The sequence below is a fragment of the Pseudokineococcus lusitanus genome (assembly GCF_003751265.1).
Classification (GTDB): Bacteria; Actinomycetota; Actinomycetes; order Actinomycetales; family Quadrisphaeraceae; genus Pseudokineococcus; species Pseudokineococcus lusitanus.
In genome coordinates this window covers 220,286-242,356 of sequence record NZ_RJKN01000002.1, presented here as the reverse complement: position 1 = coordinate 242,356, position 22,071 = coordinate 220,286, and the positions used below count along the sequence as shown (strand labels likewise).

16 protein-coding genes and 2 tRNA genes are annotated in these 22,071 nt (G+C 75.9%); 10 read left to right on the top strand and 8 right to left on the bottom strand.

Annotated features, from left to right (window positions below; all coding sequences use genetic code 11):
* Positions 1-42 precede the first annotated feature (42 nt).
* Both EDC03_RS04370 and EDC03_RS04365 read right to left on the bottom strand, forming a co-directional pair.
* The gene (locus EDC03_RS04370) at positions 43-1,677 is read right to left on the bottom strand and encodes an alpha-amylase family glycosyl hydrolase (protein ID WP_123378986.1); all 1,635 of its coding nucleotides are present in this window, start codon (positions 1,675-1,677) and stop codon (positions 43-45) included.
* Between the two features lies 1 nt (position 1,678).
* The gene (locus EDC03_RS04365; protein ID WP_123378985.1) at positions 1,679-2,746 is read right to left on the bottom strand and encodes a TIGR03885 family FMN-dependent LLM class oxidoreductase; all 1,068 of its coding nucleotides are present in this window, start codon (positions 2,744-2,746) and stop codon (positions 1,679-1,681) included.
* 89 nt (positions 2,747-2,835) lie between these two features.
* Between EDC03_RS04365 and EDC03_RS04360 the strand changes: the two genes are divergently transcribed.
* From EDC03_RS04360 to EDC03_RS04345, 4 genes are all read left to right on the top strand, one after another.
* On the top strand, positions 2,836-3,510 hold the full coding sequence (locus EDC03_RS04360; RefSeq protein ID WP_123378984.1) for a GntR family transcriptional regulator: 675 nt from the start codon (positions 2,836-2,838) through the stop codon (positions 3,508-3,510).
* Complete coding sequence (locus EDC03_RS04355; RefSeq protein ID WP_199719934.1) at positions 3,507-4,832, top strand: MFS transporter; 1,326 nt, start codon at positions 3,507-3,509, stop codon at positions 4,830-4,832. The genes EDC03_RS04360 and EDC03_RS04355 overlap by 4 nt, the downstream gene beginning before the upstream one ends.
* Before the next feature lie 47 nt (positions 4,833-4,879).
* The gene (locus tag EDC03_RS04350) at positions 4,880-5,890 is read left to right on the top strand and encodes a zinc-binding alcohol dehydrogenase family protein (RefSeq protein ID WP_241967026.1); all 1,011 of its coding nucleotides are present in this window, start codon (positions 4,880-4,882) and stop codon (positions 5,888-5,890) included.
* Between the two features lie 228 nt (positions 5,891-6,118).
* A complete protein-coding gene (locus EDC03_RS04345) occupies positions 6,119-7,705 on the top strand; it encodes a ribonuclease J (protein WP_422393791.1) in 1,587 nt (528 codons plus the stop codon).
* Positions 7,706-7,749: 44 nt separating this feature from the next.
* On the opposite strand, the gene ligD is transcribed toward EDC03_RS04345, so the two are convergent.
* Positions 7,750-8,706, bottom strand: coding sequence for a non-homologous end-joining DNA ligase LigD (gene ligD / locus EDC03_RS04340; protein ID WP_123378982.1), 957 nt, complete (start codon positions 8,704-8,706; stop codon positions 7,750-7,752).
* 4 nt (positions 8,707-8,710) lie between these two features.
* Positions 8,711-9,094, bottom strand: coding sequence for a TfoX/Sxy family protein (locus tag EDC03_RS04335; RefSeq protein ID WP_123378981.1), 384 nt, complete (start codon positions 9,092-9,094; stop codon positions 8,711-8,713).
* Between the two features lie 125 nt (positions 9,095-9,219).
* On the opposite strand from EDC03_RS04335, the gene EDC03_RS04330 reads away from it, so the two are divergent.
* From EDC03_RS04330 to glgX, 3 genes are all read left to right on the top strand, one after another.
* Positions 9,220-9,582: a PadR family transcriptional regulator gene (locus EDC03_RS04330; RefSeq protein WP_123378980.1), complete on the top strand. Its 363-nt coding sequence runs from the start codon at positions 9,220-9,222 to the stop codon at positions 9,580-9,582.
* Complete coding sequence (locus tag EDC03_RS04325) at positions 9,582-10,925, top strand: permease prefix domain 1-containing protein (RefSeq protein WP_123378979.1); 1,344 nt, start codon at positions 9,582-9,584, stop codon at positions 10,923-10,925. Before EDC03_RS04330 ends, EDC03_RS04325 begins: the two co-directional genes overlap by 1 nt.
* Before the next feature lie 70 nt (positions 10,926-10,995).
* The gene (gene glgX, locus EDC03_RS04320) at positions 10,996-13,044 is read left to right on the top strand and encodes a glycogen debranching protein GlgX (RefSeq protein WP_123378978.1); all 2,049 of its coding nucleotides are present in this window, start codon (positions 10,996-10,998) and stop codon (positions 13,042-13,044) included.
* Positions 13,045-13,172: 128 nt separating this feature from the next.
* On the opposite strand, the gene EDC03_RS04315 is transcribed toward glgX, so the two are convergent.
* Positions 13,173-15,179 carry a penicillin-binding transpeptidase domain-containing protein gene (locus EDC03_RS04315; protein ID WP_123378977.1) on the bottom strand — a complete coding sequence of 669 codons (2,007 nt, stop codon included), beginning with the start codon at positions 15,177-15,179 and terminating at the stop codon, positions 13,173-13,175.
* Between the two features lie 281 nt (positions 15,180-15,460).
* Here EDC03_RS04315 and EDC03_RS04310 point away from each other — a divergent pair, with 281 nt between their 5' ends.
* On the top strand, positions 15,461-16,957 hold the full coding sequence (locus tag EDC03_RS04310) for an LCP family protein (protein ID WP_123378976.1): 1,497 nt from the start codon (positions 15,461-15,463) through the stop codon (positions 16,955-16,957).
* A gap of 86 nt (positions 16,958-17,043) precedes the next feature.
* Here the strand turns inward: EDC03_RS04310 and EDC03_RS04305 are convergent.
* Positions 17,044-17,137 (bottom strand) — tRNA-Ser (locus EDC03_RS04305).
* A 170-nt stretch (positions 17,138-17,307) separates the two neighbouring features.
* Here EDC03_RS04305 and EDC03_RS18100 point away from each other — a divergent pair.
* A complete protein-coding gene (locus EDC03_RS18100; RefSeq protein ID WP_241967025.1) occupies positions 17,308-18,876 on the top strand; it encodes a methyl-accepting chemotaxis protein in 1,569 nt (522 codons plus the stop codon).
* A gap of 93 nt (positions 18,877-18,969) precedes the next feature.
* On the opposite strand, the gene EDC03_RS04295 is transcribed toward EDC03_RS18100, so the two are convergent.
* On the bottom strand, positions 18,970-20,808 hold the full coding sequence (locus EDC03_RS04295) for a phosphoenolpyruvate carboxykinase (GTP) (protein ID WP_123378975.1): 1,839 nt from the start codon (positions 20,806-20,808) through the stop codon (positions 18,970-18,972).
* Between the two features lie 219 nt (positions 20,809-21,027).
* On the opposite strand from EDC03_RS04295, the gene EDC03_RS04290 reads away from it, so the two are divergent.
* Positions 21,028-21,100 (top strand) — tRNA-Arg (locus EDC03_RS04290).
* Between the two features lie 81 nt (positions 21,101-21,181).
* Here the strand turns inward: EDC03_RS04290 and EDC03_RS04285 are convergent.
* Positions 21,182-21,934, bottom strand: a complete 753-nt coding sequence (locus tag EDC03_RS04285) for an SDR family oxidoreductase (protein WP_123378974.1) — start codon at positions 21,932-21,934, stop codon at positions 21,182-21,184.
* Positions 21,935-22,071 lie beyond the last annotated feature (137 nt).

Here is a 22,071-nt window from a genome sequence, read left to right as displayed (position 1 = left end):
CGCCCCGCCCGGTCCACCGACCGGGCGGGGCGTCGTCGTCCGTCAGCGGTGCTCGGCGTACCAGGCCCGCCCGTAGCGCGGCAGCGTGACGGCGATCCCCTCCTCCGGCGCCGCTACGGGCTCGGCCGAGAACAGCTCGGTGACGCGGCCGGCGAGCAGCCCGCCCGGCACGCGCACCTCGACGGGCTCGTCGCCGAGGTTGGCCAGCGCCAGGGTCGTCCGGCCGTCCCACGTGCACGTGTGGGCGAGGACGCGCTCGTCGCCGACGTCGACGAGCCGCAGCGCACCGCGGCCGAGCTCGGGCCGCTGCTTGTAGAGCGTCGTCAGCCGGCGCATCCGGTGGAGCATCGACGCCGGGTCGGCGTCCTGCGCCGCGACGCCGGCCTCGCCGTCGCCCCAGTCCAGCGGCGTCCGGACGGCGACCCGCCCGGGCGCCGAGAGGTCCTCGCGCTGGGCGACCTCCTCGCCGTAGTAGAGGACGGGCGTGCCCGGCACGGAGAAGACGAGGCTGTAGACCATCTCGAGCCGGTCGAGGTCGCCGTCGAGCATCGTCGGCAGCCGCAGCCGCAGGCCCCGTCCGAAGAGCTGCTGGTCCTCTCGCGGCCCGAAGGCGGCCATGACCTCGGCGCGCTCGTCGTCCGACAGCTGGTCGAGCGTCAGCTCGTCGTGGTTGCGGGCGAAGACGCCGTACGCCTTGCCCTCCGGGAGGACCGGCCGGCTCTCCAGCGTCCCCCGCAGCGGCGCGCTCGAGCCGCGCGCCAGCGACAGGTACAGCGCCTGGTTGAGGGGGAAGTCGAAGTTGATGGTCATGCGGTCGCCGAGGTCGCCGAAGAACTCCTGCTGCTGCTCGTACGGCAGGTTGACCTCGCCGAGCATGAGCGCCTCGCTGCTGCGGCGTGCGAGGAACTCCCGCATGACGTCGAGCATCTGCATCGACTCGCCGAGGTGCTCGCCGCCCTCGCCGCCCTGCCCGCCGTCGGCCTCGTCCTCGCCGTCGGGCGCGCCCGCGTCGTCGGCGTCGCCGTCGCGGGCCGCGGTCTCGACGAAGAAGGGGACGGCGTCGACGCGGAAGCCGGCGACGCCCAGCTGGAGCCAGAAGCCCATGATCTTGAGGATCTCGTCCCGGACCTCGGCGTTCGAGGTGTTGAGGTCCGGCTGGTGGCCGTAGAAGCGGTGCCGGTAGTGCTGGCCGGCCTCCTCGTCGTAGGACCAGACCGAGTCCTCGGCGTCGGGGAACACGTTCTGCGCGTCGGCGTCGGCGGGGTCCGGCTCGTCGCGCCAGACGTACCAGTCGCGGTAGCGCGAGCCCTTGTCGGCGCGGGCGGCCCGGAACCACGGGTGCGTGTCGGAGGTGTGGTTGACGACGAGGTCGACGAGGACGCGGATGCCGCGCTCGCGCAGCGCCCGCACCACCTCGACGAGGTCCCCGAGCGTCCCGACGTCCTCGGCGACGGCGTAGTAGTCGCTGATGTCGTAGCCGTCGTCGCCCTCGGGGGAGGGGTAGAAGGGCTGGAGCCAGACGAAGCCGACCCCCAGCCGCTCGAGGTGGTCGATCCGGCGGCCGAGGCCGACGAGGTCCCCGTGCCCGTCCCCGGTGGAGCAGGCGAAGCGGGCGACGTCGAGGCAGTAGCCGATGCCCGTCGTCCACCACTGGTCCGCGGTCGTCGTGAGCCGCACGTCAGCCCCCCACCGGCACGTCGAGGCGCGAGGTCCGGCTGCGCCCGGCGAGCGCCCGCGCCGTCGTGCCCGGGCCGACCCGGCCGACGAGCGGCTCGGGGGCCGTGACGTCGAGCTGCGGCAGCAGGTGCGTCCCCGCGGCGTCGAGCCAGGCGCGCTGGTCCTGGCCGACGTGGTGGAGGTAGAGCCGGTCGAAGCCGACGTCGCGCATCTCGACGAGCCGCTCGGCGAGCCGGCCCAGGTCGTGCTCGACGACGACGGGCCCGTCGACGCCCGGCGGCTGCACCTGGCGGCCGACGTCGTCGAACTGGTCCGGCGTCGCCAGGTCGGCGAGCACGTGGGAGCCGAAGACGTTGGTGCGCCACTGGTGGTGCGCCGTCGCCAGCGCCTCGTCGTGGGTGGGCGCCCACGCGACGTGGACCTGCAGGCAGGCCGGGCCCGTGCCGCCGCCCTCGCGGTAGGCGCCGAGGACCTCGCGCAGGACGTCGGGCGAGGAGTTGACCGTGATGAGCCCGTCGGCCCACGAGCCGGCCCAGCCCGCGGTGCGGGGGGTGATGGCGGCGGCGAGCAGGCCCGGCGCCGCCGCGGCGGGCGGGCGGCTCCAGACCTTCGCGCGGTCGACGACGACCCGGCCGACGTGGGTGACCTCCTCGCCGGCCAGCAGCCGGCGCATCACGTCGACGGTCTCGGCGAGCCGGGCGTCGCGCTCGGTCTTCTCCGGCCAGCCCTGCCCGGTGACGTGCTCGTTCATGTACTGGCCGGTGCCGAGCGCGGCCCAGAAGCGCTGCGGGAACATCTCGGCGAGCGTCGCGACCATCTGCGCGGAGACGGCCGGGTGGTAGCGCTGCCCGGGGGCGTGGACGACGCCGAAGGTGAGGTCGGTGCGGGCGAGCGCGGCGCCCAGCCAGCTCCAGGCGAAGCCGGACTGGCCCTGGTCGGTGCCCCAGGGGGTGATGTGGTCGGAGCACATCGCCGCCGAGAACCCGACCTCCTCGGCGTGCACGACGTCCTCGAGGAGGCGGCTGGGGGGTATCTGCTCGTGCGAGGCGTGGAAGCCGACGACCGTCATGGCGCCGGACGCTAGGGGCGGCGTCGGGTGTCCCGCGCGCTGAGACGGCGCCCCACCGGGACACGTCCGGGACGCACCATGGATGCATCATGCGCCCCAGCCCCGCCGTCGCCGACCCCGCCGAGACCGCGGAGGGCGCGCCGGCCTCCGAGCGGGCCTACGCCCACCTCAAGCGCGGCGTCCTCGACCGCACGTACCCGGGCGGCACCCTCGTCACCGAGGGCGAGGTGGCCGAGCGGGTCGGCGTCTCCCGCACCCCGGTCCGCGAGGCGCTGCTGCGGCTGCAGGCCGAGCGCCTCGTCGAGCTCTTCCCCAAGCGGGGCGCGCTGGTCCTCGCGGTCACCGACGCCGAGGCCCGCGACGTCCTCGAGGCCCGGGAGCTCGTCGAGGAGTGGGCGGCCCCGCGGGCGCTCGAGCGGTCCGCCCGGCTCGTGCCCGCGCTGGAGGAGCACCTGGCGGCGATGCGCGCGGCGCTGGCGGCCGACGACGCCGCCGCGCTCGTCGAGGCGGACCGCGCCTTCCACGAGGCCGTCGTCGAGGCCGCCGGCAACGCCGTCCTGTCCCGCCTCTACGCCTCGCTGCGCGACCGCCAGCTGTGCATGGGCGCCGCGGCGATGGACATGGACCCGCCCCGCCGCGAGCGGGCGGTGCGCGAGCACGAGGGCCTGCTCGCCGCGCTCGCGGCCGGTGACGGCCCGGCCTTCCGGCGGCTGACGCGCGAGCACGTCCGCAGCGCGCGCGACGTCCTGCGGGACGCCCGGTGAGCGCGGCCGTCGCCGTCGGCCGGCGCGCGTCGGGCCGGGCGTACCTCGTGTGGGGCGTCGGGCTGCTGGCCTACATCATCGCGATCTTCAACCGGACGTCGCTCGGGGTCGCGGGACCGTCCGCGCTGGAGCGCTTCTCGACGGGCGCCGCGGTCCTGTCGACCTTCGCCGTCGTCCAGCTGGTCGTCTACGCGGCGATGCAGATCCCCGTCGGGGTGCTGCTCGACCGCTTCGGCACCAAGCGCCTCCTCCTCGCGGGCGCGCTGGTCATGGTGGCGGGGCAGACCGTCCTCGCCGTGACGACCGCGGTGCCCGGCGCCTTCGCCGGCCGCGTGCTCGTCGGCCTCGGCGACGCCATGACCTTCATCAGCGTGCTCCGCCTCGTGCCGGCGTGGTTCCCGCCGCAGCGCGTGCCCGTCCTCACGCAGGTGACGGGGATGGTCGGCCAGCTGGGGCAGGTGCTCTCGGCCGTGCCGCTGGCCGCCGTCCTCGCCGGCCCCGGGTGGTCGGTGGCCTTCGGCGGCGCCGCCGCGGTGGGCGCGCTCGTGGCCGTCCTCGTCCTCGTGGCGCTGCGGGACTCGCCGCCGGACGCCGTCGTCGTCCGCACGCACCGCACCGTCCGTCAGGTCCGCGGCGAGCTGGCGTCGGCGTGGCGCGAGCCCGGGACGCGGCTCGGCTTCTGGTGCCACTTCTCCTCGCAGTTCGCGGGCATGGTCTTCGCCCTGCTGTGGGGATTCCCGTTCATGACGCAGGGGCTCGGCCTGTCGACGGTGGCGGCCGGCTCGATGCTCACCGTCCTCGTCGGCGGGGCCGTGGCGGCCGGTCCGGTGCTCGGTCGACTGACGGCGCTGCACCCGCTCCGCCGCTCGAACCTCGTCCTCGGCATCGTCGGCGTCACCGTCGTCGTGTGGACGCTCGTCCTCCTGTGGCCGGGCGGCGTCCCGCCGGTGCTGCTCGTCGTCCTCGTGCTCGTCCTGTCGGCCGGCGGCCCGGGCTCGATGGTCGGCTTCGACCTCGCCCGCACCTACAACCCGCCGGACCGCCTCGGCAGCGCCACCGGCCTCGTCAACACGGGCGGCTTCACGGCGTCGCTGCTGACGGTGCTCGCGGTCGGCGTCGTGCTCGACCTGCTCGCGGGGACGTCGACGCCGACCCTCGCCGACTTCCGCTGGGCCTTCGCCGTCCAGTACGTCGGGTGGGCGCTGGGGCTCGTCATGGTCGTGCGGACCCGGCGGCAGGCGCGGCGGGACCTCGCCGCGCGCGGGGTCCTGGTGCTGCCGCTGCAGCAGGTGTGGCGGACACGGCCGCTCTGGCGGGCCTGACGCCGGACCAGGAATAGCGCCCACCCGATCGCCGCTGGGGAGTCTCCGTGACCACCCCCCGCACCACGACCGCCATCGCCAGCCTGCGGCCCGGACGGGCGCAGGACCCCGACTCCTTCGTGCCGGTGGAGGTGGCCCTCGACCCGCCGGGACCGCACGACCTGCTCGTCGAGGTCCGGGCCGTGTCGGTCAACCCCGTCGACCACAAGGTGCGGACCTCCTTCGACGTCGCGGACGCCCCCAAGGTCCTGGGCTACGACGCGGCCGGCGTCGTCGTCGCCGTGGGCGCGGAGGTCGACTCCTTCGCCGTCGGTGACGAGGTCTGGTACGCCGGCTCCGTCGCCCGGTCGGGGACGAACGCGGCGCTGCACCTGGTCGACGAGCGGGTCGTCGGGCCGAAGCCGTCGACGCTGTCCTTCGCGGAGGCCGCCGCGATGCCGCTGACGTCGATCACGGCCTGGGAGGTCCTCTTCGACCGCCTCCGCCTGACCGCGGGGAGCACGGGGACGCTCCTCGTCGTCGGTGGTGCCGGTGGCGTGGGGTCCATGGTCGTCCAGCTGGCCCGTGCCCTCACCGGGCTCACCGTCGTCGCCACCGCTGCCCGCCCGGAGTCGGAGCGCTGGGCGACCGAGATGGGCGCGCACCACGTCGTCGACCACCGCGACCTCGTCGCGTCCGTGCGGGAGGTCGCGCCCGGCGGCGTCGACCACGTCGTCAGCGCCTTCTCCGACGGGAACGTCGAGGCCTACGCCGAGCTGCTCCCCGTCCACGGCGCGGTGGTGGCCGTCGACGACCCCGTCGGGCTGGACCTGCTCCCGCTCAAGGCCAAGAGCCAGACCTGGCACTGGGAGCTGATGTTCACCCGGCCGCTGTCCCTGCCCGACGACCCTTACCAGCACCACCTGCTGGAGGAGGTCGCCCGCCTCGTGGACGCCGGCCGCGTGCGCACCACGATGACCGAGCACCTGACGCCCCTGGACGCCGACGCGCTGCGCGCGGCGCACCTGCTGGTGGAGTCCTCGCGGGTCGTCGGGAAGGTCGTCGTCAGCCGCGGCTGACGACCGCGGACGGGGACGCGTCGAGGTCCGGACGGCCTGGGCGCGCCCCCCGACGTGGACGGTGGGACCCCGGACCGGGACGATCACGGGATGACCCGTTCCCGACGAGGCGGCCGCCAGGCCTTCCCCCAGACCCAGCCCCACTCCCGCCTCGGCACCCCGCCGCCCCTGCCCCGCGACGGCCTGCGCGTCGTCGCGCTGGGCGGGCTCGGCGAGATCGGCCGCAACATGACCGTCTTCGAGCACGCCGGGAAGCTGCTCGTCGTCGACTGCGGGGTGCTGTTCCCCGAGGAGCACCAGCCCGGCGTCGACGTGATCCTCCCGGACTTCTCCTTCCTCCGGGACCGCCTCGACGACGTCGTCGGCCTCGTGCTGACGCACGGCCACGAGGACCACATCGGCGGCGTGCCCTACCTGCTGCGCGAGCGGCGTGACATCCCCCTGGTGGGGTCGAGGCTGACGCTGGCCTTCGTCTCGGCGAAGCTCCAGGAGCACGGCATCCGCCCGGTCACCGTCGAGGTCCGCGAGGGCGAGCGGCGCGACCTGGGGCCCTTCGACCTCGAGTTCGCCGCCGTCAACCACTCCATCCCCGACAGCCTGGCGGTGGGCATCCGCACCGCGGCGGGCCTCGTCGTGCACACGGGCGACTTCAAGATGGACCAGTTCCCCCTCGACGGCCGGATCACCGACCTGCGCGCCTTCGCGCGCTGGGGCGAGGAGGGGGTCGACCTCTTCCTCACCGACTCGACCAACGCCGAGGTCCCGGGCTTCACGCTGTCCGAGCAGGAGCTCACGCCGGCCATCGAGACGGTGTTCCGCACCGCGCCGCGACGGGTGGTCGTCTCGAGCTTCGCCAGCCACGTGCACCGCATCCAGCAGGTGCTCGACGCGGCCCACGCGCACGGCCGCAAGGTCGCCTTCGTCGGCCGCTCGATGGTCCGCAACATGGGCATCGCCCGGGACCTCGGCTACCTCACGGTGCCGGACGGCCTCGTGGTCGACCTCAAGGACCTCGACAAGCTGCCCGACCGCAAGGTGGCGCTCGTCTGCACCGGCTCCCAGGGCGAGCCCATGGCCGCGCTCTCGCGGATGGCCACCCGTGACCACGTGATCCGCATCGGCGAGGGCGACACGGTGCTGCTCGCCAGCTCGCTCATCCCGGGCAACGAGAACGCGATCTACCGCGTCATCAACGGGCTCACCAAGTGGGGCGCCAACGTCGTCCACAAGGGCAACGCCAAGGTCCACGTCTCCGGCCACGCCAGCGCCGGCGAGCTCGTGTACTGCTACAACCTCGTGAGGCCGCGCAACGTCATGCCCGTCCACGGCGAGTGGCGGCACCTGCGGGCCAACGCCGACCTGGCGATCAAGACGGGCGTCGAGCCCGACCGGGTCGTCGTCGCCGAGGACGGCGTCGTCATCGACCTCGTGGGCGGCCGGGTCGCCGCGACCGGCAAGGTCCCGTCGCACCACGTCTACGTCGACGGCAACACCGTCGGCGGGGCCACCGAGGACTCCCTGGCCGAGCGGCGGACCCTCGCCGCCGAGGGTGTCATCACGGTCCTCGTCACCGTCGACCCCGACACGGGGCTGTCGGTCGAGCGGCCGGAGTTCCTCACCCGCGGGCTCGTGCAGGACGAGACCACCTTCGACGCCGTCGTCCCGGCGATCGAGAAGGTCCTCGCCAAGGCCGCCCGCGACGGCGTCGACGACCAGGAGCAGCTCGAGCAGCTGGTCGCCAGGGCCATCAGCACCTGGGCGCACCGCACGCACCGGCGTAGCCCGCTCATCATCCCCGTCGTCATGGACGCCTGAGGGGCGGCCGCCCCCGCGCCGGCGCGCGCCGGGCCAGGGGCGGCTCAGGACCTCCCGGCCTCCCTCGCGCGCCGCCGCCCCTCGTGCATCGCCGCCACCCGGGGCGGCGGGAGATCGTGCCCCTCGGCGACGAGCCCGGCCGGTACCGCCTGCGGCGCCGGCAGCGCGGCGCGCCACGGGTCGCCGTCGCCGACCACGGACGCCGCGGTGCGGACGGTCGGAGTGCCGGGCACGACGTCGTCGAGCGCGTCCCACGCCACCGGCACGCCGACGGGCGTGCCGGGGCGGGCGCGCGGCGACCAGACGCAGGCGAGCGTGGCCCCGCCGGCGCGGGTCGGGTCGAGGTAGACGCGGCCGCCGCGGTCGGCGACGACGAACGCCGTCGTGGCCGCGTCCGGGTCCAGCCGCTCGGCCCGGGCCGCCAGCGCCCGGGTGGCGGCCGCGGCGTCGCCCGGCTCGACGTCGCGGACGGGCACGACGACGTGCAGGCCCTTCGCCCCGCTCGTCTTCACGGCCGCGTCGAGGCCCGCCGCGTCGAGCGCCGCGCGCACGAGCCGGGCCGCGTGGACGACGGCCCCGACCGCTGCGCCCTCCGGCGGGTCGAGGTCGAGGACGAGGTGGGTCACCCGTCCCTCGCCGTCGAGGACCGTGGGGGGCAGCTCGACGGCGCGCTGGCCGGCCAGCCACACGAGGTCCCGCACGTGCTCGACGACGGGGTAGCGGACGGTGCGGCGGGACGCCGGCGACCAGACCTCCTGCACCCGCAGCCACGACGGGGCCGACGCCGGCGCGTTCTTCTGGACGAAGGGGCGCTGCCCCGGGCGGACGCGCACGACCGTGAGCGGCCGTCCGGCCAGCGCGGGCAGGAGGCGGTCGCCGAAGGCCTCGACGTGGTCGACGAGGTCGCGCTTCGTCGCGCCGGCGCCGTCGAAGAGCGCGTCGTCGAGGTGGTGGAGCGCGACGCCGTGGCGGGTCTCGTCGGGCTCGGCGCGGGGAGGCACGGGATCAGCCTGCGCGTCCCGCCGCGCGACGGCCCCTCGACCCACGGGGCGCGCCCTCGGCCGCCAGCACCCGGACGTGGGCGACGCCGCGGGCCACCCACGCCTCGAGCGCGTCGTCGTCGAGGGGGTCGACGTCGACGAGGACCCAGCCGCGGGAAGGGCTCCCGCGCATGAGCAGCGGTCCGACGCCCGGCTCGGCCTGCCAGATCCGGGCGTCCTCCGGCGCGCCGCGGACCATGAGCCCGCCCTGCCCGCTCGCCGCCACGGCCATCCGTCCGCCGACGAGGAAGGCCACGCCGCCGAACATGCGGCGCTCGTCGACGTCGGCCGCGTCCGGCCCGTCGGCGAGCAGCGCGCGGACCCGGGCGGCGAGGGCGTCGTCGGCCATGGCCCGATGGTGGCGCCCCGCCCGCTCCCCGGGAAGTCCCTGGGAGACCTCCTCGGGTCGGCGACACCGGCACCTCGCGGTGCTATGCATAGCGCTACCAGGTGTCAGGGACGGAGGAGGGCGCGGTGCGCATCGACAAGGACCTCGTGGCGGCCTCGGCGTCGCCGCTCGTGCTGGCGATCCTCTGCGAGGGCGAGACCTACGGGTACGCCCTCCTGCAGCGAGTCCGCGAGGTGAGCGGCGGGGACATGGAGTGGGCGGACGGCATGCTCTACCCGCTGCTCCACCGGCTCGAGCGGCAGCGCTGGGTGACGGCGGACTGGCGCACCCCGCCCGGCGGTCGACGGCGCAAGTACTACGCGATCACGCCCGAGGGGCGGGCCGCGCTCGCCGAGCAGCGGCGGCAGTGGGGCGCCGTCGTCCGGGCGCTCGAGGGCGTCTGGCCCTCGCTCCCGTCGGCGGCGCTGCCCGCCCCCGGGGGTGCGTGATGGACGTCCTCGAGCAGCGGCTCGCGGAGTGGCGCACCCACGTCGGCCGGTCGCCGGCCGTGGCGGGCGTCGACGTCGAGGAGCTCGAGAGCCACCTGCGCGACCAGGTCGAGGACCTCCGGCGCGTGGGGCTCGACGACGACGAGGCCTTCCTCGTGGCGGTGCGGCGCCTCGGCGCCGTCGACGGGCTGTCCGCCGAGTACGCCCGCGAGCACGGCGACCGGCTGTGGAAGCAGCTGGTGCTGGCGCCGCCGGCGGAGGACCGCCGCTCGCGCGGCCGGCTCCGGCAGGCCCTCCTGCTGGCGGTCGGGGCGGGGCTCGCCGTCCAGGTGCCGCGGCTGCTCGGCGCGGGGGTCGAGCGGCCGGCCGACCTCGGTCTCCTCGTGCTGCTCGTCCTGCCGTTCCTCGTCGTGCTCGTCGGCACGCGGGCCGGCGCGGCCCTCGGCCCGCGCGGGTGGCTCGTCGCGGCGGTGCCCTTCGTCGTCGGGGCGGTCGCCGTCCTCGCGCCGCCCTGGGCGGAGGGCTCGTCGACCGAGGTGCTCGTCGTCCTCCACCTGCCCGTGCTGCTGTGGGCGGCCGTCGGCCACGCGCACGCCGGGGGGCGGTGGCGCTCGCACGAGGCGCGGATGGACGTCGTCCGCTTCACCGGCGAGTGGGTCGTCTACTACGCCCTCGTCGCGCTGGGCGGCGGTGTGGTCGTCGGCCTCACCGTGCTGCTGCTCCAGCCCGCCGGGGAGCCCGTCCTCGAGCAGGTCCTGCTGTGGCTCGTGCCCTCCGGCGCGGCGGGCGCCGTCGTCGTGGCCGCCTGGCTCGTCGAGGCCAAGCAGCAGGTCGTCGAGAACATGGCACCGGTGCTGACGGCGGTCTTCACGCCGCTCGTGGCGCTCGTGCTGGCCGCCTCGGCGGTCGTCTACGCGACGACGGGCCTCGCGGCCGACTTCGACCGCGACCTCCTCCTCGGCTTCGACCTGCTGCTGCTCGTCGTGCTCGGCCTGGTCCTCTACGCCCTCTCCGCCCAGGAGCCGACGCGCCGGCCCGGCGTCATGGACCGGGTGCAGCTCGTCGCCGTCGTCAGCGCGCTCGTGCTCGACGCCCTCGTGCTGGCGTCGCTGCTCGGACGGCTCGGGGAGCTGGGGCCCACGCCCAACCGGGTCGCGGCGCTGGGGCTCAACGCCGTGCTGCTCGTGGACCTCGTCGTGGCCGCGGTGCTGGCCGTCCGCTTCCTCGCGGGCCGGGCGGGCGCGGACCGCCCGGCGCGCTGGCAGACGGCCTACCTGCCCGTGCTGGTGGTGTGGGCCGCGGTCGTCGTCGTGGTCCTCCCGCCCGTCTTCGCCTTCCGCTGAGGGCGTCCCGCCCCGCCCCCGCACGGCGCCGGATCGCGGGGGCGGGCGCGACCACGCAGGATCGACGCCTGTGACCTCCCCGCGCTCCCTCCCGTACCCGCTCGGCGCCACGTGGCGCGACGGCGTCCTCGACGTCGCCGTCTACTCCGAGACCGCCGACGCCGTCGACGTGTGCCTCTTCGGCACCGGCGACGAGCCGACCGAGGAGCGGCGCGTCCGGCTCACCGAGCGCACGGGCCACGTCTTCCACGGCCTCGTCGACGGCGCCGGCCCGGGCACCCGGTACGGGCTGCGCGTCGAGGGCCCCTGGGCCCCGGCCGAGGGGCTGCGCCACAACCCCCACAAGCTGCTGCTCGACCCCTACGCCAAGGCGGTCGAGGGGGAGTGGGACTGGTCCGAGGACGTCTTCGGTCACCTCCACGAGGAGCCGGAGACCCTCAACGCGGCCGACTCGGCGGCGTCCAGCCCGCGCTGCGTCGTCGTCGACGACGACTTCGACTGGGGCGACGACCGCGCACCGCGGACGCCGATGGACGAGACCGTCGTCTACGAGGTCCACGTCAAGGGCTTCACGCAGACCCACCCCGACGTCCCGGCGGAGATCCGCGGCACCTACGCGGGGCTCGCCCACCCGGCGGCGGTCCAGCACCTCGTGGACCTCGGCGTCACCGCGGTCGAGCTGCTGCCCGTGCACCAGTTCGCGCAGGACAGCCACCTCCTCGAGAAGGGGCTGCGCAACTACTGGGGCTACAACTCCATCGGCTTCCTCGCCCCCCACGGCGACTACTCCTCGGCCGGCGACGGCGGCGGGCAGGTCGCCGAGTTCAAGGCCCTCGTCAAGGCGCTGCACGCCGCGGGCCTCGAGGTGATCCTCGACGTCGTCTACAACCACACGGCCGAGGGCAACCACCTCGGGCCGACGCTGTCGCTCAAGGGCATCGACAACGGCTCCTCGTACCGGCTGGTCGAGGAGGACGAGGCGCACTACTTCGACACGACCGGCACGGGCAACAGCCTCAACGTCGGCCACCCGGCGGCCCTGCAGCTGATCATGGACTCGCTGCGCTACTGGGTCACCGAGATGCACGTCGACGGCTTCCGCTTCGACCTCGCCACGACGCTGACCCGCCAGGACGGCGACGCCGAGGTGCACAGCGCGTTCCTGTCCCTCGTGCACCAGGACCCGGTGCTCGCGCGGGTCAAGCTGATCGCCGAGCCGTGGGACGTGGCCGGCTACCAGGTGGGCGGCTTCCCGGCCCGCTGGTCGGAGTGGAACGGCAAGTTCCGCGACGACGTCCGCGACTTCTGGCGCGGGGAGGCCGGCGCGACCGGCGCCCTCGCGCAGCGCCTCACGGGCAGCCCCGACATCTACGAGGGCGCGGGCCGCTCCGCGCTCTGCAGCATCAACTTCGTCACCGCCCACGACGGCTTCACGCTCGCCGACCTCACGATGTACGAGCAGAAGCGCAACGAGGCGAACGGCGAGGCGGGCGAGGACGGGGAGAGCGACAACCGCTCCGACAACAACGGCGCGGAGGGCCCGACCGCGGACGGGGAGGTCACCGAGCGCCGGGACCGCCAGCGCCGCAACCTCCTCGGCACGCTGCTGCTGTCGGCCGGCGTCCCGATGATCCTCGGCGGCGACGAGATCGCCCGCACGCAGGGCGGCAACAACAACGCCTACTGCCAGGACGACGAGATCTCGTGGTTCGACTGGGAGGGGGCGGACACCGACCTCCTCGCCTTCGCCACCGAGCTCGTCCGGCTGCGCCGCGAGAACCCCGTCCTGCGCCCGCGCTGGTACGGCGACGAGGGCGCCGGCACCCGCTCGGTGCGGATGCTGCGCGCCGACGGCGTCGACATGACGCCCGAGGACTGGGCCGACGCGAACGGCCGCTCGCTCGGCGTGCAGCTGACGCCGGGCGAGGGCTCCGAGGGGGGCGCCGCCTTCCTCCTGCTCCTCAACGCGGCGGACGGGCCGGTGGACTTCGTCGTCCCGGACGCGCCGGAGGGCCGCTGGCGGCTCGCGCTGTCGAGCGACCCGGAGCAGGAGGTGGGCAAGGAGGTCAAGGAGCTCTTCGTCCGCGACCGCTCCCTCACGCTGCTCCGCTCGGCCTGACAACCCCCCCCGACGTGCGACCTCCTCGGGCCCCGTGAGCGATCACGGGGCCCGACGAGGTCGCACGTCGGGGGCCGGGCCGCGCTCGCCGAGGGGCCCCGAGCCCGGCGGCGGGGCGACGGCCCCGGTCAGCCCTGCTCGGCGCCGGACAGCTGCGTGAGCAGGTCCGCGACGACGGGGGCCGCGACGGCGCCGCCCGCCCGACCGCCCTCGACGAGCGCGGCGACGGCCACGCCGTCCGCGCCGGGCCCGGCGCCGGGCTGGGCGGCCACCGTCCAGGCGTTCGTCGGGAGGGTGCCGTCGGGGCCCGGCTCGCCCGTCTCGGCGGTGCCGGTCTTCGCGACGACGGGCTCGCCCGGGACGTCGGCGAGGGCGGACGCCGTCCCGTCGGTGACGACGAGGCGCATGAGGTCGCGCACGACGGCGAGGTCCGCCACCGGCCCCGGCGGTGCGGCGGCCTCCGCCGGCGCCGGGTCGAGGACGACGCGGGGCGCGAGCCAGGAGCCGCGGGCCACGGTCGACGTCGCGACGGCCATGGCCGCCGGGCTCGCGAGCACGCGGCCCTGGCCGATCATCGAGCTCGCCAGGTCGGTCTCGCCCTCCGTCGTCGGGACGTCGCCCGTGAAGAGCGGCACGCCGACCTCCCAGTCGCCGCCGAGGCCGAGCGGCGCCGCCGCCTCGGCGAGCGACGTGGGCCCCAGCCGGTCCCGCAGCGACACGAAGGCCGTGTTGCACGAGCGCGCGAAGTCGAGCGAGAAGGGCACCGCGCCCAGCTCGCCGCCCTCGGCGTTGCCGTAGGAGCGGCCGTCCACGGTCGCCGTCGCGGGGCAGTCGACGGTCTCGTCGGGGGAGAGGCCCGCCGCGAGCAGCGCCTGCGTCGTCACGACCTTGAAGGTGGAGCCGGGCGCGTACTGACCCGTCAGCGCGAGGTCGGCGCCCGTGGACGGGGCGCTCGAGACGGCGAGCAGGTCCCCGCTCTCCACGTCGACGACGACGAGGGCCCCGCTCGCGCCCGCCGCGGCGAGGGCGGCGTCGGCCGCCAGCTGCACGTCGACGTCGAGGGACAGCTGCACGTCCTGCCCGTCCACCGGCGCGGACTCCACGAGCACCGACGGCTCGCCCGCGGGGGCGTCGGCGCCCTCCTCGACGGGCAGCGCGCCGCCGGGCACCCGGACCAGCGCGGTGCCGGCCGTGCCGGCGAGCCGCTCGTCGTACTGCCGCTGCACGCCGGACAGCCCGGCGACGTCGCCCGCCGCCACCCGCCCCTCCGACTGCTCGACGACCTCGGCGGTCGCCTCGCCGACGGTGCCGAGGAGGCCGCGGGCGAAGGCGGCCGTCGGCGCGAGGGGGCGCGTGCCCGCGAGCGTCTGCACCCCGGGGAGGCGGACGCGGTCGCGGACCTCCTCCCAGGCGGCCTGCCGCAGCGTGATGACCTCGACCGCCTGCCCCTCCGGCGCCGCGGCGATGCGCTCGGCGAGGGACGCGCCGTCGACGCCGAGCTCGGCCGACAGCCGGGCGACCAGTGCGTCGACGTCCTCGACGAGCGCCGGGTTCACCTGCACGTCGACGACCGGGCGCTCCTCGACGAGCGGCTCGCCCTTCCGGTCGACGACGTCGCCGCGCACCGCGGGCGTGCGGTCGAGGCCGAGCGCGTCGCCCTCGGCGAGCGCCGGGTCGACGACGCCGGCGGACCACTCCGCCGTCCACCCCGACGTCTCGCGGTCGTCGCCCGTGGCGGTCAGCGGTAGCTCGGTCTCCGTCGTGCGGCCGGGGCCGACCGCCCACGAGAGCCGCAGGGTCGCCGTCGCGGTGGCCCCCGTGCCCTCGGAGCCCTCGGGGCGGACGACGTCGACGAGCGTCACCTCGGGCCGCAGGTCGCCCACGCCCTCGACGGTCGCGGCGTAGGCGGCGGCGACCTCGTCGGCGCCGCCCCCGCCCCCCGCCGGCCGCACGGGCGCGGCCGACAGGTCGTCGGCGGTCCAGGCGGCCACGACGGCCTCGGCCGCGGCCCGCGCGGCGTCGTCGCGCTCGCGGTCGGCGCGGCCGGCGAGGGCGACGGCGCCGCCGACCCCGAGGCCGACGACGAGGAGGGCGCTGACGGCGACGGCGACGGTCCGGCGCGAGGGAGACGGCACGGGGCGAGAGTGCCACCCCGCGGCCGGTCGCGGGGCAGGACGCGGCGGGAGGCCGTCGTGCGCAGCCGGTCCCGTGCGGAGCGCGGGCGCTGCGGGGCCGCCGCGGCCGCCGGACGGGCGAGCACCGGGCCCGGCTCCTCGTCCGGCACAGCGTCCTCGCAGGGTCCGGTCGTACCATCGGCGCGCCCGCGCGTGCCACCGGCCCCGCCCGTGACCGCCGGCGCCGCACCCCCGCACCGACGCACCGCCGTCCTGCCCCCCAGCGGAAGAGGTCGCCCCGCATGAGTCCCGCCGCCCGCACGGCCGCCGGCCGCCACGTCCGTCCCCGGTCCACCGCGCGACGCGTCGTCGCCGGTGCCGCCGCCGCGGTCGTCGGGGTCACGGTGGTCGGCGGTGCGGCCGGCGCGGCCGTGGTCTCCCGGCTCGGGAGCAACATCACGTCGGTCGACGTCGACGCCCAGCTGGGCGGCGACCGCCCGGTCGACGAGGCGGCGGGCGACACCACGTACGAGCCGCTGCAGATCCTCGTCATGGGGTCGGACGACCGGTCGGGCCTGCGCGACAGCGGGTCCTTCGGCGGGGACATCGGCGGCGGCGGGTCGGACACGACGCTCCTCGTCCACGTCGCGGGCGACCGGAAGAGCGCCGTGGCCGTGAGCATCCCCCGCGACTCGATGGTGGAGGTCCCCGGCTGCGCCCGGGGCAACCCCGACGGCGAGCCGCGGACGGCGATGTTCAACTCGGCCCTCGCGGGCGGCGGGCCGGCGTGCGCCATCCAGACCGTCGAGGACAACACCGGCATCCGGATCGACCACTTCGCCGTCGTCGACTTCGACGGCTTCCAGGACATGGTCGACGCCCTCGGCGGCGTGGACGTGTGCCTGCCCGAGGCCGTCCAGGACGAGAAGAGCCACCTCGACCTGCCCGCCGGGATCAGCCGGGTGTCCGGCGACCAGGCGCTGGCGTACGTGCGCGCCCGCTACAACTTCGCGGGCAGCGACGGCAGCGACGTGAGCCGCATCGGCCGCCAGCAGCAGTTCCTCTCCTCGATGGTCCAGGAGGTCACGAGCGCGGGCATCCTCCTGCGGCCGGACCGTCTCTTCCGCTTCCTCGACGCCGCGACGAGCTCCCTGACAACCGACCCCGGGCTCGCGAGCATCGGCGACCTCACCGGGCTGGCGCAGAGCATGTCCTCGCTGCGGCCCGACGACGTCTCCTTCGTCACCGTGCCCTTCGAGGAGTACGCGCCGGACCCCAACCGCCTCCAGTGGGCGCCCGCGGCCGCGGACCTCTGGGCCGCCATCCGTACCGACTCCCCGCTGCCCGGCTCGGAGCCCGAGCCGGAGCCGACGCCCGCGGCGACGCCCGAGCCGCTCACCGTCTCCCCGGCCGACGTCGTCGTCGACGTCCTCAACGGCACGGGTCTCGGGGGGAAGGCCGGCGAGGCGGCCGAGGACCTGGCGCTGCAGGGCTTCGGCATCGGCGCGCTCGGCAACGCCGAGGCGGGCGCGTTCGACGGCGTCCGCGTCACCTACCCGACGGGGGCCGAGGCCGCGGCCGAGACCGTGGCCGCCGCCTTCCCCGGGGCGAACGTCGTCGAGGACCCGAGCCTGACCGGCACCCTCGTCGTCACGCTCGGCACGGGGGCGCCCGCCGTCGTCGAGGTCCCCAACCGCCTCGGCGACCAGCCGTTGCCGGACCGGGCCGAGGCGGAGCCCACCGCGGCCGCCACCATCGAGGCGCGCTCCGGCGCCGAGGACATCTGCGCCGCCAGCTGAGGCCCCTCCGGCCGGGACGCTCCGGACGCCCGGCCCCCGACGCGAGGAACCCCCAGCCCCGCCTCGGGGGCGGGCGCTGGGGGCCGTGGCGGAGGCGGCGGGATTTGAACCCGCGATGGGGTTTTGGCCCCAAACCCGCTTAGCAGGCGGGCGCCATAGACCTGACTAGGCGACGCCTCCGCGGGCGAGGGTACAGACGCCCGGCGGCGCCCCGCAATACGCCTCCCGCAGGGCTGCAGGTCGTGGCCCCGTGTGCCGATGCCTCCCGCGGAGGTCGGTGGTCCCCTGCCGTCGGCCCGGGAAGGGGAACCGTGCTGCGCCACCGCTCGAGGAAGCACCGTCCGGGCGCCGTGCCCGCGACCCCGGGGACGGCCACGGCCCCCGGTGCGCCCTCCCCGGCGCCCGGGAGCGCCGCGCCCGCCGGTCGCCCCTTCACGCCGCCGCGCGACGTCGAGGCCCTCGAGGAGGTCATCGTCGCGCTCGACGCGGGGGTGCGCGACGACGTCGACGCCCACGCGCGGGTCGTCACGACGCTCGTCCCCGCCCTGTCGCTGCGCTACGGCGCGCTCTGGCTGCCCGCCGCCGAGGGCCGCTGGCGCCGTGCCGCCGAGGCCGGCGACCTCGTCGGCGTCCTGGCCGGCCCGCTCGAGACGGCCCCGGAGGGCCTGCTGCAGCGGGCGCTCGTGGCCCACCGCACCGTCCTGTCCTCCACCGAGGACCCCGTCCTGTGCCCGCGCTGGCGCGCCGCCGAGGCCGCCGGGATGACCTCGGGGTGCTGCGTGCCGGTCGTCGAGGACGGCCGCGTCGTGGCGCTGCAGGAGTACTACACCGACGGCGCCATGCCCTTCGCGGGCGCCCGCGGCGAGAAGTGGGCGGCGCTGTGGCGCATCGCCTCCCAGGCCCGGCGCGGCGCCGTCGCCTCGGCCGAGCTGACCGCGACGGCCAGCGACCGGCACGCCGTGACGACGGTCGTCGAGGCCGTCGGCGACGCCCGCGACGAGGAGACGGCGGTCCGCCGGGCCCTCGAGTCGGTGCGCTCGGCCTTCGGGTGGGTCTACGCCTCGCACTTCGTCGTCGACGACGACGTCCTCCGCTTCGGCGTCGAGGCCGGGTCGGAGGCCGAGGAGTTCCGCCGCGTCACCCGGGCCGCGGTCTTCCGCCGGGGGGAGGGGCTGGCCGGGCAGGTCTGGCGCGACCGGGACCTCGTCTTCGTGCGCGACCTCGGCGACACCGACTGCGTCCGGGCGCCTGCCGCCGTCCGCGCCGGGGTCCGCTCCGGCGTCTGCCTGCCGCTCGTCGTCGACCACGAGGTCGTCGGCACCATGGACTTCTTCACGCACGACGACGTCCGCGCGCTGAGCGCGTCCCGCGTGGAGGCGCTCCGCAGCGTCGGCCAGCTCGTCTCCCAGCACCTCGCGCTGATCCGGCGGGCCGAGCAGGACGTCCGCAGCGCCTCCGAGCTCATGGGCACGGTCGACCGGGTGCGCCAGGCGACGGCCGAGGCGTGGGAGGCGGCCGAGGCGGCCGTCGCCCGCGCCACCACCCTCACCGCCGACGTGGAGGCGCTCGGCAGCGCGTCGACGGCCGTCAGCGACGTCATCGACGTCATCTCCTCAATCGCGGCGCAGACCAACCTCCTCGCGCTCAACGCCACCATCGAGGCGGCCCGTGCCGGCGACGTCGGCCGCGGGTTCGCCGTCGTGGCCGGCGAGGTCAAGCAGCTGGCCCGCGAGACGGCGACCGCCACCGACCGCGTCTCCGAGCAGGTCCGCACCATCCAGGACTCGAGCCGCGAGGTCTCGGCCGGGATCCTCGAGACGAGCGAGCTCATCAGCCGGCTCGGCTCGGTGCAGGAGCGGATCGGCGCGGTCCTGCAGGAGCAGGCGCACATGGCCCACGCCTTCGCGGGGCGCCGCTGACCGCGGTCCCTGACGACGACGCGGCGCCGCCCCTGACGACGACGCGGCGCCGCCCCTGTCGAGGGGCGGCGCCGCGTCGTCGTCGGGGCGGTGTCAGCGCAGGCGGCGCCGGAGGCCGTCCAGCTCGTCGTGGAGGGCCTGCGGCACGGTCGGGCCCAGCAGGTCGAGCCACGCCTCGATCTCCGGCAGCTCGGCCCGCCACTCCTCGACGTCGACCGCCAGGGCGGCCGTGACGTCGGCCGGGTCCACGTCGAGGCCCGAGAGGTCGAGCGCCCCGGCCGGCGGGACGAGGCCGACGGGTGTCTCGACGGCCTCGCCGCGGCCCTCGAGCCGGTCGACGACCCAGGCCAGCACCCGGGTGTTCTCCCCGAAGCCCGGCCACAGGAAGCGGCCGTCGTCGCCGCGGCGGAACCAGTTGACGCAGAACACGCGCGGCCTCCGGGCCGGGTCGGTGCCCTCGCCGACGGCGAGCCAGTGCGAGAGGTAGTCGCCCGCGTCGTAGCCGATGAACGGGAGCATCGCCACGGGGTCGCGGCGGACCACGCCGACCTCCCCGGTCGCGGCGGCCGTCGTCTCGGACGACAGCGTGGCGGCGAGGAAGGTGCCGTGGCGCCAGTCCCGCGCCTCGACGACGAGCGGCACGGTCGTTCGCCGACGACCGCCGACGAGCACCGCGGACAGCGGCACGCCGCGCGGGTCGTCGTACTCGGCGGCCAGGCCCGGCAGCTGGTGGATCGGCGTGCAGAACCGCGAGTTCGGGTGCGCGGCCGGCCGGCCCGCGTCCGGCGTCCAGCTCTCGCCGCGCCAGTCGACGAGGTGCGCCGGCGGCTCGTCGGTCATCCCCTCCCACCACACGTCGCCGTCGTCGGTCAGCGCGACGTTGGTGAAGATCGACCGCCCGGCCGAGACGGCGCGCATCGCCGTCGGGTTGGTCGACCACCCGGTGCCGGGGGCGACGCCGAAGAGGCCCGCCTCGGGGTTGACCGCCGTGAGGCCGCCCTCGCCGTCCGGCCGGATCCACGCGATGTCGTCGCCGACCGTCTCCGCCGTCCAGCCGGGCAGCGTCGTCTGCAGCATGGCGAGGTTCGTCTTGCCGCAGGCGCTGGGGAAGGCGGCGGCGAGGTGGTGGACCTCCTGCCGGGGGCTGGTGAGGCGCAGGACGAGCATGTGCTCGGCGAGCCAGCCCTCGTCCCGCCCGATGACCGAGGCGATCCGCAGCGCGTAGCACTTCTTGCCCAGCAGGGCGTTGCCGCCGTAGCCCGAGCCGAAGCTCCAGATCGAGCGCTCCTCGGGGAAGTGGACGATCCGCTTGGTCTCGTTGCACGGCCACGGGACGTCCTCCTGGCCCGGCTCGAGCGGCGCGCCGACGGAGTGCAGGCACGGGACGAAGTCCGCCTCGCGGCGCTCGAGCTCGGCGAGCACGTCCGCGCCCACCGTCGCCATGACGTGCATCGAGGCGACGACGTAGGGGGAGTCGGTGATCTCGACGCCGAACATCGGCGGGTCGGCCTGCAGCGACCCCATGACGAAGGGGACGACGTACATCGTCCGGCCGCGCATCGAGCCCCGGAACAGCCCGGTGAGCTCGGCGCGCATGACGTCGGGGTCGACCCAGTTGTTCGTGGGGCCGGCGTCCCGCTCGTCCCGCGAGCAGATGAAGGTCCGGTCCTCGACGCGGGCGACGTCGTCCGGGTCGGACCGGACGAGGAAGCTGTCGGGCTTGCGGGCCGGGTCGAGGCGCAGGGCGGTGCCGTCGGCGACGAGGGCGTCGGTGATCCCGCGCCACTCCGTCTCGGAGCCGTCGGCCCAGCGCACGGCGTCCGGCTGCGTCAGCTCGGCGACCTCCGCGACCCACGCCGCGAGGGGGGCGTGCGAGGTGCCGTGCAGGGAGGAGGGGGTGGCGGCCGTCGGGCGGTGCTCGGTGGTCGTCATGCGGCGGGACGCTAGGGACCGCGGCGCGTCCGGAGGTACCGCTGAGGGCCGGTCGAGGGCCGGTCGAGACGCAGGTCACAGGCTCGATGACGTGTTCTTGCAGATAGCGAGCAAGGGCTTGCGTTCGGGTCGTTGCGTCCGCCGCCGGTCCACGGATCTCGATTTCGGCCCTCGGCCGGTTGCAGGTACTGTTCCTCCCGGCCTGCTCGCCAGGCCGCTGCGCCCGTAGCTCAACGGATAGAGCATCTGACTACGGATCAGAAGGTTGGGGGTTCGAGTCCCTCCGGGCGCGCTCGTTGAGACAGCGACGGACGAAGCCCTCGACCCGCGGACGCGCGGGTCGGGGGCTTCGTCCGTCGTGGGCCCGGCGGGCTCAGCGGCAGCTGTACCCGCCGTCGACCGCGAGCGAGACGCCGGTGATCATCGAGGCGTCGTCGCTGAGCAGGAAGACGACCGGGGCGGCGATCTCGTCCTCGGTGGCCCAGCGGTGGAGCGGCATCGCCTCGAGGAAGGGCGTCTCGACGTCCTCCCGGCCCCAGTACCAGGCGGACATGGGCGTCATGACGACCGTCGGGTTGACGCCGTTGACGCGGATGCCGTGGCCCCCGAGCTCCAGGGCGCCGACGCGCGTGATGTTGTCCAGCGCCGCCTTGGACGAGCCGTAGGAGATGTGGCCGGGCAGGGCCACGAGGCTCGCCTGGCTCGAGACGTTGACGACGGCGCCGCCGCGGCCCAGGCGGACCATCGACCGCGAGGCGTACTTGAGGACGAGCAGGGCGCCGCGCGCGTTGATGCGGACCACCCGGTCGAAGACGTCGATGTCGGTGTCCATGGGCGTGGCGATCTCGCCGCCGAAGCCGGCGCAGTTGACGACGCCGTAGAGGTCGAGGCCCTCGAGGGCGCCGCGGACGCTCTCCTCGTGCTCGACGTCGAAGGCGAGGGGGCGGGCGCCGGTCTCGGCCACGATCGCCGCCAGCCCGGCCTCGTCCCGGCCGGCGGCGACGACGTCGGCCCCGGCGGCGACCAGCCGCCGCACGATCGCGCCGCCGATGCCCCCGGCGGCCCCCGTGACGAGGACGGTGCGGCCGGCGAGTCCGGCGCCGACGGTGGTGGTGGGCGTGCTCATGAGGGCTCCTCGGTGGTGCCCGCCCCTCGGGCGGGCGTCGGTGACGGGTGGCGGTGGGTCAGCAGGTCGCGGGCAAGGCCGGCGACCCGGGTGACGCGGCAGGCCCCCCGCACCCGTGGTGCACGGGCGCGGGGGGC

Bases quoted from the DNA above. Each gene is read 5' to 3' on its own strand.
- EDC03_RS04295 (WP_123378975.1), bottom strand. From the start codon at position 20,808: ATGACGACCACCGAGCACCGCCCGACGGCCGCCACCCCCTCCTCCCTG.
- EDC03_RS04285 (WP_123378974.1), bottom strand. From the start codon at position 21,934: ATGAGCACGCCCACCACCACCGTCGGCGCCGGACTCGCCGGCCGCACC.
- EDC03_RS04345 (WP_422393791.1), top strand. From the start codon at position 6,119: ATGACCGTCTTCGAGCACGCCGGGAAGCTGCTCGTCGTCGACTGCGGG.
- EDC03_RS04360 (WP_123378984.1), top strand. From the start codon at position 2,836: ATGCGCCCCAGCCCCGCCGTCGCCGACCCCGCCGAGACCGCGGAGGGC.
- EDC03_RS04365 (WP_123378985.1), bottom strand. From the start codon at position 2,746: ATGACGGTCGTCGGCTTCCACGCCTCGCACGAGCAGATACCCCCCAGC.
- EDC03_RS04325 (WP_123378979.1), top strand. From the start codon at position 9,582: ATGGACGTCCTCGAGCAGCGGCTCGCGGAGTGGCGCACCCACGTCGGC.
- EDC03_RS04310 (WP_123378976.1), top strand. From the start codon at position 15,461: ATGAGTCCCGCCGCCCGCACGGCCGCCGGCCGCCACGTCCGTCCCCGG.
- EDC03_RS04335 (WP_123378981.1), bottom strand. From the start codon at position 9,094: ATGGCCGACGACGCCCTCGCCGCCCGGGTCCGCGCGCTGCTCGCCGAC.